General features: G+C 56.9%; 14 protein-coding genes and 1 tRNA gene. 10 read left to right on the top strand and 5 right to left on the bottom strand.

Going from position 1 to position 12,122, the window contains the following annotated elements:
- Positions 1-45: 45 nt before the first annotated feature.
- On the bottom strand, positions 46-273 hold the full coding sequence (locus VN622_13385) for a hypothetical protein (GenBank protein HWR36852.1): 228 nt from the start codon (positions 271-273) through the stop codon (positions 46-48).
- Between the two features lie 375 nt (positions 274-648).
- Here VN622_13385 and VN622_13380 point away from each other — a divergent pair, with 375 nt between their 5' ends.
- From VN622_13380 to VN622_13365, 4 genes are all read left to right on the top strand, one after another.
- Complete coding sequence (locus VN622_13380; protein HWR36851.1) at positions 649-1,371, top strand: SIMPL domain-containing protein; 723 nt, start codon at positions 649-651, stop codon at positions 1,369-1,371.
- Between the two features lie 78 nt (positions 1,372-1,449).
- Entirely contained in the window at positions 1,450-1,860 is a 411-nt protein-coding gene (locus VN622_13375) for a twin-arginine translocase TatA/TatE family subunit (protein HWR36850.1), read from the top strand.
- Positions 1,853-2,647, top strand: a complete 795-nt coding sequence (gene tatC, locus VN622_13370; protein HWR36849.1) for a twin-arginine translocase subunit TatC — start codon at positions 1,853-1,855, stop codon at positions 2,645-2,647. The genes VN622_13375 and tatC overlap by 8 nt, the downstream gene beginning before the upstream one ends.
- A 96-nt stretch (positions 2,648-2,743) precedes the next feature.
- Positions 2,744-3,736, top strand: coding sequence for a M28 family peptidase (locus tag VN622_13365; GenBank protein ID HWR36848.1), 993 nt, complete (start codon positions 2,744-2,746; stop codon positions 3,734-3,736).
- Positions 3,737-3,773: 37 nt separating this feature from the next.
- Here VN622_13365 and VN622_13360 read toward each other — a convergent pair whose 3' ends face one another.
- Complete coding sequence (locus VN622_13360; GenBank protein ID HWR36847.1) at positions 3,774-4,346, bottom strand: DinB family protein; 573 nt, start codon at positions 4,344-4,346, stop codon at positions 3,774-3,776.
- A gap of 156 nt (positions 4,347-4,502) precedes the next feature.
- Positions 4,503-4,578 (bottom strand) — tRNA-Ala (locus VN622_13355).
- A 235-nt stretch (positions 4,579-4,813) separates the two neighbouring features.
- Here VN622_13355 and ribA point away from each other — a divergent pair.
- The gene (gene ribA, locus VN622_13350) at positions 4,814-5,461 is read left to right on the top strand and encodes a GTP cyclohydrolase II (GenBank protein ID HWR36846.1); all 648 of its coding nucleotides are present in this window, start codon (positions 4,814-4,816) and stop codon (positions 5,459-5,461) included.
- Positions 5,462-5,611: 150 nt separating this feature from the next.
- On the opposite strand, the gene VN622_13345 is transcribed toward ribA, so the two are convergent.
- A complete protein-coding gene (locus VN622_13345; protein HWR36845.1) occupies positions 5,612-6,451 on the bottom strand; it encodes a DUF2520 domain-containing protein in 840 nt (279 codons plus the stop codon).
- Between the two features lie 121 nt (positions 6,452-6,572).
- Between VN622_13345 and VN622_13340 the strand changes: the two genes are divergently transcribed.
- The 4 genes from VN622_13340 to VN622_13325 all read left to right on the top strand — a co-directional run bounded on the left by VN622_13340 (position 6,573) and on the right by VN622_13325 (position 10,237).
- Positions 6,573-7,202, top strand: a complete 630-nt coding sequence (locus VN622_13340; protein HWR36844.1) for an NUDIX hydrolase — start codon at positions 6,573-6,575, stop codon at positions 7,200-7,202.
- A gap of 312 nt (positions 7,203-7,514) precedes the next feature.
- Complete coding sequence (locus VN622_13335) at positions 7,515-7,724, top strand: cold shock domain-containing protein (GenBank protein ID HWR36843.1); 210 nt, start codon at positions 7,515-7,517, stop codon at positions 7,722-7,724.
- Positions 7,725-7,733: 9 nt separating this feature from the next.
- On the top strand, positions 7,734-9,572 hold the full coding sequence (gene polX / locus VN622_13330; GenBank protein HWR36842.1) for a DNA polymerase/3'-5' exonuclease PolX: 1,839 nt from the start codon (positions 7,734-7,736) through the stop codon (positions 9,570-9,572).
- Between the two features lie 98 nt (positions 9,573-9,670).
- Positions 9,671-10,237: a hypothetical protein gene (locus VN622_13325; GenBank protein HWR36841.1), complete on the top strand. Its 567-nt coding sequence runs from the start codon at positions 9,671-9,673 to the stop codon at positions 10,235-10,237.
- Between the two features lie 146 nt (positions 10,238-10,383).
- On the opposite strand, the gene VN622_13320 is transcribed toward VN622_13325, so the two are convergent.
- Positions 10,384-11,187: a hypothetical protein gene (locus tag VN622_13320; GenBank protein HWR36840.1), complete on the bottom strand. Its 804-nt coding sequence runs from the start codon at positions 11,185-11,187 to the stop codon at positions 10,384-10,386.
- A 443-nt stretch (positions 11,188-11,630) separates the two neighbouring features.
- On the opposite strand from VN622_13320, the gene VN622_13315 reads away from it, so the two are divergent.
- Positions 11,631-12,122: hypothetical protein (locus VN622_13315; protein ID HWR36839.1), on the top strand; the 492-nt coding region annotated here is incomplete at its 3' end.

Raw genomic sequence — 12,122 nt, 5'->3', positions numbered from 1 at the left:
GGGACTATCCCGTTCAGAGACTCCGGCGGGCACCGGAGTGAGTAACTATGGCCGGACGGGTCGCGCTCCCAAACTATCGGCCAACCGATTCAGTGCGGACTGAATGCGCTCCACTTCCAGTTCCGTGCTCTCATTCCAGACCGCAAGGCGCTCAGGCGCTTCCTCCATTCGATCCGAAATCCAGCCAATAGCTCGGCGTCCACGATCGGAAAGAAACAGCGCTCCGAGACCTCCCAATCCGAGCACTGTCAATGGCACAAACCACTTACGCATTTTCGACCTCCAGTAAAACTCCTGCTTGACTTCATTCTGTATCAGTATTGGACGTCAACTACAAACAGAAAATTTCAGCTTTAACCAGCAAAGCTCATGATCATCTAGGTCCCCGCCGTTCCCGGCGCTCGCGCTAGATCCAGTTAACTCCTCCTGCTGCGTGACGTCGAGTGCTCCAGCAACACCATCGTCACATCCGGCGTAGCACTTTAGTCACTCCGGATAAGAAAGCGCGCGTACACAAATAAGATTGGCGTGAGCGCTTCGCGAAACGAAATGTGAGGTCTGCGATATTTGCGCGGGTAGCAGGTATGTGTTCTCTTTTATAGGAGTACTGCTTCAGAAGTCTTGCGCGCTATTCTTCGGAGGAGCTCTATGAGGAAGCTTGTAATAGTCGTTGCGGTTCTGCTCACCAGCCTCGCAGCATGGGCGCAACAGCCCACCTTCGCTCCGCGCCCCGACACCGTTTATGTCGGTGCCGATGGAAAGTTCGAAGCCGCGCCTGACACCGCGCTCATACAGTTCAATATCGCGGCGCAGGACCCGGAACTCAAGCCCGCCTACGATCACGCCTCAAACGCAGCCGAGCAGGTTCGCGAGGTTCTTCGGGCTAACGGGCTCGATCCCAGGCAGGCCGAAGTCGGTTCCTTCCAAGTCCAGCCTGTCTACGACTGGCGCAACGGGGCCAAACGCAAGCTCGTCGGCTATCGCGTGAGCAGCGCAATTTCATTCAAGCTCAAGGATTTCGCCAAGATCGGCACGATCGCCAACAAGTTCGCCGAGATGGACGTTACCGAAAACCAGTCCATCAACTACACACTCGAGAACATTGACGCAGCCAAGACTCGCGCCGTAGACGATGCCTTCCAGAAGGCAAAAGCGAATGCCCTGACCGTCGCGAAGGCAGGCGGGCGAGTTCTTGGCGAACTCTCCTATGCCTCGGTGGACACTTACGAGCCGGTGCCCGTTGTGATGGCCAAAATGGAAACGATGAGAGCCGGAATGGCGCAGCAGGACATGGCAGCGCCTACCGAAGGATTTTCGCCTCAGAAGATTACCGTCACCGCGCACGTGAACGCCCTGTTTGCCCTGAAGTAGCTCTTATGTGAGTAGCTCGCAAGTGCCGACTCTAGCAAGCGTCTGGCCCCAACGCGCCCGAAGCTTTATGATGAATCTATGAATCTCGGTATGCCAGAAATGATTTTTATCTTCCTCATGGCCCTTGTTATCTTCGGGCCGCGGAAGCTTCCGGAACTTGGCAGACAACTGGCAAAGGCAATGAATGAGTTCAAACGCGCCAGTAACGAATTCCGAAACCAGTTGGAAACCGAGATCGACGTGCTTGATCAGCAACAGCGCCAGCAGGCGATCAAAGAAAAGCCCGTTGCTGGAAGCGAACTGGTCAATCTTTCGCCACCGGAAGGAACCGTGATCAACTCACCGATGACACCGCCTCGGCCGGTCGAAGAGAGCATCGAGCCTCCGCAACACCAACCCTGGCCCTCTGGGGCGCCCTCCGAGCCGATAGCGGATGAGTCTGCAACGCCAGCACCTGCCGAGCAGGAATCGAAGAGGTCGAATGCCTGAGCCTGCCACCGCTCGCAACAGTAGTCCCACGGCCGCTCCCGACCTCCCCGCAATGGGCTTCCTTGAGCACCTTGAGGAATTGCGGCGTCGCATCATTTTTTCGGTTCTGGCAGTCGCAGGCGGATTCGGACTGTGCTGGTACTGGTCGGAAAAGATCTTCGGCTACATGCAGCGGCCGATCATAGAGGCGTTGCACCGACATCAGCTCGAGCAGAAGCTCGTGTATCTGAACCCGACTGAGCCGTTCAATATCTATTTGAAAATCGGCCTTATCGCCGGCATTTTCGTAGCATCGCCATTCATCCTGTATCAGGTATGGGCGTTCATCGCCCCCGGACTTTATCGCCATGAACGGCGTTACGTTGTGCCCTTCATGTGCAGCACGATATTCCTGTTTCTTGCCGGGGGATTCTTCGGATACAAGATCGTTTACCCGGCAGCCCTCGATTTTCTGGTCGGCTACGGCTTGCAGTTCACGCCGATGATCACTATCGGCGAATACACAGATTTGTTCATGACCATTATTCTCGGACTCGGTGTTGTGTTCGAGATGCCAATCCTTGTCTTCTTCCTTGCTTTGATGGGAGTTATCTCCGCTGGATGGATGTGGCATAACCTGCGCTACTCGATTCTGGTGATATTCGTGTTCGCCGCCATCCTGACGCCAACCACCGATATCATGAACATGTGCGTGTTTGCCGCGCCCATGATTGTCCTATATCTTCTCAGCATCGGCGTTGCCTGGCTGGTTCACCCCAAGCGCCGGAAACGTGCGCTTCAGGAGTAGGCGCTCACCAGCAACTTCCTGCGACTCAATACGGCGTCCGGCGTAACTGAGGGATCCGAAAATAGGGCATTCGGAACCAGTCCTCGAGGTAAAGGAATGAAGAGAGGCGTAATGCTTGCAGCCATCCTGGCGCTTTGCGGTACTCTCGCGTTCTCTGGTTGCACGCGCGGCCAGACAGATTCGTCGCAAGCCGGGGCCAATAACGTTCAGGCCGCGGCCCAAGCCGCACAACCGAATGCCTCTGACTTCGATCCGCCGAAAGACGCGCCGCCGGCGCCTCGCGTTGATGCCAAACGAGCCTTTCAGTATGTACGCGAAGTCGTGGACATAGGCCCGCGTCCCATCGGAAGCACTGGACACCAGACGCTTGAAAACTATTTGCGGTCCAAGCTCAAAGGGGTTGACGTCGAGGAGGACGCCTTTACGGCACAGACTCCAGCGGGCGCCTTCCCAATGCGCAACTTCATCGCGAAGTTTCCCGGCAAGAAGGACGGCGTCGTCGTCATCGCCGGACACTACGACACTAACCTTCCGCTGAAGAACTACGTCGGCGCAAACGATGGCGGTTCAAGCACAGGCATCCTGCTTGAGTTCGCAGACGTGCTCCGCGCCTCGCAGCGTGACGGATACAGCGTTTGGCTGGTCTGGGTGGATGGAGAAGAAGCAACCGTAAAGTGGACAGCAACCGACAGTCTTTATGGAAGCCGCCATCTGGCCGAGCGTTGGCAGAACGATGGCACTGCGAAAAAAGTCAAAGCCTTTATTCTGCTCGACATGATCGGCGACGCCGACCTGAACATCGACCGCGACCAGAACTCCACGCCGTGGCTGACTGAGGTCGTGGGCCGCGCAGCACAAAAACTCGGGTACCACTCACATTTCTTCAAGCGTGAAACGGCAATGGACGACGATCACCGGCCGTTCGCGAATGTCGGCATACCAGTTATCGACCTCATCGATTTCGACTACGGCTTCAACAACATCTTCCACCACACGTCGGAAGATAAGCTAGACAAACTGAGTCCGCAGAGTCTGGAGATCGTCGGCAACACCGTACTGGAGACCTTGCGAATGCTGGATAGCCGCTAGCTCTCCAACGCCATCCGAGCCATCCCGAAGAAACGATTCACTTCGGTTTGTTCGGTGTCTCTCGTGACTGCGGCCCGGCGTTTTTCGCCGTTGGCGGCAGCAATCCGTTCAGCCGCAGATACATTGCTGCAGCCGAGTAGTGGTCGGCCCAGTCATTCGTAAGCGCGAACATCGCAGCCACACGCGACACACGTTTGGCTCCGAAGACGTTAATCGTCTCCGCGAGTTTGGAATCGTCCACCTTGTCCAGAGCGCGAGAGCAGAAGTCGAAAGACTGCCGTAGTCCCTCCACCAGCTTCGGCTTTTTGTCGGTGTCCACCAGTTTGACTTGCGGCGGAGCAGACACGTTCCCAATGCGCGAGCACAGCAGCGTGTTCGACTCCGCCATGTGCGTCACCAAGTGCGCAAACGTCATCTGCTGAGGAGTGGGACGGAAGTCGAACTTCTCCGCCGGTAGCTCTTCGACGGCTGCAATTATGTTCTGCGACTGCCGCGCGAGTAACTGGCGCACGACGTCGCTCACTGGATGGACTTCCGAGCGCGCCTGCTGCGCCTGCGCAGCAAGCGCCAGCAGAAATGCAGCAGCAACTACCCAAATCGTACGGTTCATCTCACACCTCTCTACTCAAATGGACGCATGCCGTTGCAGGAAGGTAGCTTGCGTTCAATGCACAGGCAGCCCGCCTGCACTTTTCTGTGCTGTCTTGATTTACTTTTCTGTGCTGTTTTGATTTCTTCTGCGGTTTTTGGAGGTTGCGAAATTTTCTGGTGGAGCTAGCCGGCCTCGAACCGGCGACCTCATCGTTGCGAACGATGCGCTCTCCCAACTGAGCTATAGCCCCACTCTCGACGAGCTGGGTCGAAAACCCAGCGCACTCAGGTGGAATCAGGCGTGGCGCCTGACAAAGTCAATTGTAGCAGCGACTCGCATCTTCGACAATTCCCCGAACTATCTGTCCGCTGCTCACAGCGCTGCTGTTTATCTGACATCGCGCCGTCGCTTATAGAATGGAACGTCGCGCTACCTACCCACAGGGAAGAAGGCAAGCGCTTATAATCAGTATTGTGAAATCCTCGATGAAAAAACTCGCGGAAGCAAAGTTCCCCACGCGGTGGGGCGACTTCCGCATCTCTGGCTTCGAAGGCCACTTCCCCGGACCTCCCGTGCCTGTCGGTTCTTCCGAATCGCTGGACACAGTCGACGATCGCCGCAAGGAAACCGGCGTCGCGCTCGTCATGGGAGACATACATTCCGCACCGCCCCTGGTTCGCATACATTCACAATGCCTGACCGGAGACGTCTTTGCCTCGTTGCGCTGCGACTGTCGCCAGCAACTCGAGATGGCGCTTGCGATGATCGCCAAGGAGGGTGCCGGAATCCTTGTTTACGAGGAGCAGGAAGGCCGAGGCATCGGCTTGATGGCCAAGCTGCAAGCCTATGAGTTGCAGGACAACGGTCTCGACACCGTACAGGCCAACGAGAAGCTCGGCTTCGCAGCCGATTGCCGCGAGTACAACCTGCCTGTCGAAATCTTGAAAGCACTCGGCGTGAGGGAACTGCGTCTGCTCTCGAACAATCCGGACAAGGTGGCAGCGCTCGAAAGCGGTGGGATCAAAGTGGTGGAGCGCGTTCCATGCGAAGTGGAACCCTATTCCCAGGCCGAGAAGTACATTGAAACCAAGCGCGAGAAAATGGGACACCTGTTCTCAACACGCTTTCCGTAAAGTTCCGACGTCAGACCTCGGACATCAGACACCAGACATCATATCTTGGACGCCGGACGTCAGCGAAGCTTGGTGTTCCTGACGCCTTGCATGTGACCTCTGCCGTCTGACGTCCTGTGCACGCCGTCCCCGTTTCCCTGTTCGCTGACGCTAACTTTTTAAAACTTTCTCCAGCGCCTTCCAGTTCTTTACCGGCAGCGCCTTCACGGCGTAGGTCGCCAGCGCACGGTACACTTCTGCCGCACCTGAGTCTTTCAATGCTGCGACGTGCCGCTCGATCGTGTTTACGTCACCCCGCAAAAGTGGTCCGCTGAATGCCGCTGCGCCACCTTCCGAGAAGTAGTTTTCAAGCGTGCGCAGGATGATGGGCGCCATGGCCGGCACGACATTCTTTTGCGGCACGCCCGCCGCTCGCGCCACCTCTTCGGCGGCGGTCAGCTGTGCGACCAGCAGCGGCGAAATAAACGCACCAAAGGCGTGATAGAGTCCCTTGTTCTCTTTCGAGATCGCGAAGCTTGTTCCACCCAGCGCGCGCACAATCTGCTTCGCAACTGTCGTCGCAACGGAGTTGCCTTCAATCGCGAACGACACGCCACGAAGTTCCGGTACTACGTTCTTTACAAAGGTCATCATGGGATGCAACGAGCCGGTGTGCGCTCCGCGCTGGCGCAGCGCTTCCATCTCATCGCTTGCGAGCGCGCCACTCGAGTGCAGCGCAATTCTTCCCTTCCACTCGCCCCTTTGCGCCAACGCATCGGCGCACATCGCAATCGCATCGTCGTTCACGGCAAGCCACACGATATCGACCCTGAGAGTCGCCCGTGCCATCGTCGCCGCTTGCGCGCCAACCATGCGCGCCAACACAGCCCCGCGCTGGCGCGATGCCGCATCGTCACGCGTTACGATCTCCTCAATGGTGTACCCTGCGCGTTGAAGCAGCACGGCCATTGCACTGGCCAGACTGCCAGCGCCCACAAATGTCACGCTCATTCGCTTGCTCATCGGGCGCAGCATACCAGAACCTCGCCAACGCGGGAACAAGTCAACATCCGCTCCCATCTTCTATATTGGTGCCATGCCAAGCAAGACCTCGAAAGCCTCGCGCAAAACGATGTCCGCACCAGCAAAGAAAAATCCTAACCGAGCTACAACTGCCAAGGGGTCGAAGCCAAAGGGCGATTCCGCCAAGACTGGCCGGCGCGTGCGCGTACTGAGTTCTCGCGTCGTGTATCGCGCGCCCGTCTTCTACGTCACCTCCGAACAGATTGTCGAGCCGAGCGGTGCGAACGTGCGCCGCGACATGGTTCACCACCCCGGATCCGTCGTGATCATGGCCGTAGAGGGAGACGGCGATGCCAGCCGCGTACTTCTCGCGCGGCAATTCCGCTACGCCGCAGGCGAAGATCTCTGGGAATTTCCGGCGGGTCGCATTGACGAAGGCGAGGACGAACTTGCGGCGGCTAAACGCGAACTCGAGGAAGAGACTGGATACTCCGGAGGCAAATGGAAGCGCGCCCTGTTCTTCTACTCCAGTCCCGGTTTCCTGGACGAGACGATGGCAGTCTATCTCGCGACCGAATTGAGACGCGGCAAGGCCAAGCCCGAAGAAGACGAGTTCATCAGCAAACGCCTTTTTCCTGTCTCGACAGCCGTGGGCATGGTGATGAACGGAAAGATACGTGACGGCAAAACCATCGCAGGGGTGCTCTGGCTTTCCGAGTCGCTTCGCCGCAACGGATGAACTTCCTCTAGTCCCTTTGCGTAAGAGAGGACGTAGCTGCAAGGCTCTCCCGGAAGGACGAGATTTCTGCTTGAGGTTCGGCGAATGCGCCGATCGCCGCTACTGGCGCGGTCTTGAGCTGTGTACTACATTGACAACATCTTCGCAAAGGCGGACAATTGTAACCAAGAGAGCCCACAACCGATGGTCCTGTCCCTGGCATCCTGTCGAAGGCACGTTGACTCGATTCCGATGCTTTTTGGCGTCCCGTCGCAGTTGAGGCTAAATACCGGTGTGCCCATTCGCCGGAGTAAGAGCACGGAGGAAGAGTAAGTGTCACGTCTCAAGGGAACCGTAAAGTGGTTCAATAACGCAAAAGGATTTGGTTTCATCGGGCGCGAAGATGGTCCCGATGTTTTTGTTCACTACAGTGCGATCACCTCGGAGGGTTACAAGAGCCTTCAGGAGGGCGACCAGGTCGAGTTTGAAATCGTCGAGGGCCAGAAGGGCCCCCAGGCGGGCAACGTCGTAAAAGCCCAGTAAACGGTTCCTTTGATTCGAACCGAAACCCAGCCTCCCTGGCTGGGTTTTCGTTTTGAGCCTCAAACGTCGCCGTCGTTATCCGCTACAATCTTCGCGACCATGCCTGCGCTCGACAACAAGACGCTCGCCTCCGTGCTCTACGAAACCGCCGACCTCATGGAGGTCAATGGCGATGATTCCTTCCGCATACGTTCGTACCGAAATGCCGCTGAAGCGATCGAGGGATTCCCGCAGCAGATTTTCGAGATGATGGAAGAGCCCAAGCGGGTGCTCGCCATCCCCGGCATCGGCAAGGGCATGCTTGCCAACCTCCAAGAGATATTCGCCGGAGGCCGCCTCAAGCTGCACCAGGAACTTCTGGAGAAGTATCGTCCGTCGATGCTAGAGCTACTGAAAATCCAGGGACTCGGTCCGAAAAGTATCGCGCTCATCTGGAGTGCCTTTCAGGTCAGCGACATTGCGGGAGTCGAGAGGCTCGCGCGCGAAGGCAAGCTGCGAACATTACCTCGAATGAGCGCGAAGACCGAGCAGAAAGTCCTCAAGTCCATTGAGACTTATCGCAGCATCTCGGGCCGCTTCTACCTCGATGCCGCCTCACGGATGGCCGACAAACTCATCGCGCACCTGGCCGAACTGCCGGGAGTGGACAAGATCACGCCAGCCGGTTCGCTGCGGCGCGGACGCGAGACCGTAGGCGACCTGGACCTTCTCATCACAGGCAACTGTTGCATGGATAGCGCGCAGCGCGAAGCCGTTATCCAGCAGATTCTAGGCTTCCCCGGCATCCTTGAAGTACTGGCTAAGGGCGATAATAAAGTCAGCTTCAAGATGCGCGGCGGCATGCAAGTGGACGTGCGGCTTCTGCCGCCTGAGTCCTTCGGGGCCGCCATGCAGTACTTCACCGGTTCCAAGGCGCACAACGTTTCGCTGCGGCAGCGCGCGCTCAAGATGGGCTTTACGCTTAATGAGTACGGACTCTTCCGCCTGGAGGACCAGAAGCTTGCAGCCGGGCGCACGGAAGAAGAAATCTACGCCACGCTGGCACTCGACTATATTCCGCCCGAACTGCGCGAAAACTGTGGCGAAATCGAGGCGGCCGAAAAACACACCCTGCCTAATCTCATCATAGAAGCCGATTTACAGGGTGACGTTCACATGCACACCGTGGAGACCGACGGTCGCTGCACCATCGAAGAGATGGCCCTGGCCGCGCGCGAACGCGGTTACAAGTACATGGCCATCACCGACCATTCCAAGAATCTCGCGTTCGCCAACGGCCTCGATGACACGCGCGCCGAGGAGCACATCAAACGCATTCGCCGCTGCGATGAGCAGATCGAAGGCATACGCATATTCGCCGGCATCGAAGTCGATATCCTCGCCGACGGTTCTCTGGACTTGAGCGATGACGTGCTTGCCCAGATGGATATCGTCATAGCGAGCGTCCATTCAGCATTCAACCAGGAGCCTGCGCAAATGACGGACCGCATTGTGCGCGCGATCTCCAACCGGAACACGTCGCTGATTGGACATCCGACCGGGCGACTACTGTTGCGTCGCGACGCCTACCCATTCGACATGGAAGCCGTGCTGCGCGCCGCCGCCGAAAACAAAGTTGCTATGGAGCTGAACGCCTATCCGGATCGTCTCGACCTTTGTGACAGGCACCTGCGCATGGCACGCGAGCGCGGGGTCAAGATCATCATCAATACGGACGCGCACCACACCACCCACATGGAAAAGATTCGCTGGGGAGTCATGCAGGCGCGCCGAGCATGGCTGACCAGGGAGGACGTGCTGAATACGCTTCCCACTGAAAAGTTCGCACAGGCCGTAAAACGGGCATAGACTTAGCTCGTCACAGGCATCTCAGAGGTACATCTGCGCTGCGATCAGCGGCGCGGGGCTGTAAGGCCGATCCCGCATTTTTACCTTTGGAGGATCCGATGGCCGTACCGCAAAAAAAACCCGCACCCGAGCCCGAAGACGCCGGGCACGTTCCAATGACCGAGGAATTCGACAGTGCCAAGCACACGATGCCCGACGCGGCACCGATCATCATTGCGCTCCTCTTTGTCGCCGTTGTAGTAGGCGCACTCGCTTGGATTTTCCGTGCACAACCGGCCGCAACCGGCTCTATCGATGAAGCGTTTGCAGTAGATGTTCCTAACCAGAGCAGTTCGCTGGCAACCATTCAACTCACAATTAAGAACGCGACCGACAAGCCGATCACGCTTCGCAACATCAACGTCACGGTAAGAACCGAGAGCGGAGAATTCAGCGATGACTCAGCATCCGTCACCGATCTGGAACGCTACTACCGGGCTTTCCCCGACTTGCAGACACACTCTATCGAGGGTCTCTCCCGCGATATGAAGATCCCCGCCGGAGCGCAGGTCAGCGGAAGCGTACTCGTGGGCTTCCCGATCTCGAAGGAGTCGTTCGACAGGCGCCGCGCTTTGATTGCCTCAGTTTCAATTTACGATCATCGTCCGGTGGAGTTCAGGAGGTAGAGCTTGCAGGGCCGCAAGTCCAGTGCGGCCCTTATGTTCTTGAGGCTGTTCCGGAAGTTCGATCTGCGTCGCGAATGCGAATTCCAAACTGAGCTAAAAAAGGGCCTGCCGTTGGCAGACCCTTGTGACTATCATAACTTGAAGGTCTATTTGGGCGTGCTCAGGTATCCAGTCACCTGGTTTTTGTCCACCTTGTAAACGACCATCTCGAAAAGCGTGCGATCGCGGCCGGTATAGAACTGCAGCGGCTCGTTCAGGGTCCGGTCTTTCTTTTCGATCGTGCGGTCGTCAGCAATCACGTTGACCGTAAAGCGCCCCTTCTTCACGTCCACCTTCTTGAGTTGCAGGCTGATCGATGAGATCGGCTGGCGCTCGTTCTTCCGGAGCGTGAATTCGAAGTAGTTCCGGTCGCCCTTGTGCTTCAGTGTTTCCAGTTCGTCATGGTTGCGAGCGATGAGGCCGCTCTGCACACCGAGATCGCCGATCGCTTTCTCCAACTTCTGCTTGGTAGCTTCCAGATCACTTTTGGTGGAAGCAATCTCTGTCTTTGCGCCACCAAGATCGGTCTTGACGCCCGTGACTTCTCCGCTCACAGCCGAGACCATCTGCTGCTGCTTCTTTTGTTCAGCCGTAAGGCGGGATTCAGCGGCCTGCTGCTGCCTGCGCAATTCTGCCGTTCGCGTGGCAATTTCTTCCTGGGTCATACCCACCTTGGAACCCAGCGCCTCGACGGAGTCCCGCATTGCCGTGTTCGTGGCGTGGAGTTTCTGGCCAAGCTCACTCTGCTGTGATTCGGCTGCCGTCTGCTTCTGTTCCAAAACCTGGACGCGAGTGCGCATATTGAATATCAGGAAAAGCGATGCGATCACGTAAACGGCGGCGACGCCCAGCAAAACAAACTTCAGAATACTGCTGTTGTTGGAACCCTGATTCTGGACTTCGTCAGACATGAGAACTCCTTATGGGGGTGATAACCAGATTGTTGAGCAGCAAACGTTGAAAGTCAACCAGCCTTCTCGGGTAGGTGAGCCCAAGGATTGTAGCTGCTGAGATTGAGGAACAAAGGCGTAGAACTGCTTCCCGCGGTTGCGCGCAAGCCTATTGCCGTGCGCCACTTAACTTCCTAAGTAGAAAAAGCAAACACAAAGAGTCGGCTATTCAGGCCAGAATTGCTCAATTGGGAAGCAGAATTGCACGTGGTTCAAGCACAAGCAGCTCCGGTGGAAACCGCTGCTGGGGACATGAGTTAAGCAGTAACTGTTCAGTAACTTATAGAGGCCTTATTTGTAGTACCCCGGAGCCGTCCGCGACAAAGTAGCGGCGCACCACAGTGTTGGCATCCAGGTACACAAGAGTCAACATTGCGTTCACAATTCACGGGGAGAGTTCGATCATGAAAAGTAAGCAACCAGCACTGATATTGGCACTGCTCGCGTTCGCCGCTCTCGCCCTGTGGGCGCAGACGACGCAACGAACGATACCTAGTACCGGAGGCACAAGTCCGTCGGCGGTGAACGCGAATCCCCAAAGCCGTTTCATACGAATTCTGACTCCTGTTGCCAGCCAGAAGCTAGCGACCAATATAGTCCGTGTTAGTTTCGAAGTAACAAACCCCGGAGTCTCTGGCGGAATGCCGAATTTCCTCGTCCAGTTGGATGGTAACGATCCGGTTCGCACAACGTCGACCGACTACACGTTCACCGGACTCGCTCCTGGAAACCACAGCGTCACCATCATCATGGTCGACGCCAATGAGACTCCGATCCCTGGAGCGCGTTCCGTTGTACAGTTCAATATCCTTCCGCCGAGGAGCACCTCCGCCCCGCCTGCTGCCCGCCCAGGCGGCATGGCATACAACACCGATGCCCCAATCGTAAGAATGGCC

This window comes from Clostridia bacterium (genome assembly GCA_035561135.1).
In the GTDB taxonomy this organism is placed as follows: domain Bacteria; phylum Acidobacteriota; class Terriglobia; order Terriglobales; family Acidobacteriaceae; genus DATMYA01.
This window is presented reverse-complemented; position numbering and strand designations above follow the sequence as displayed.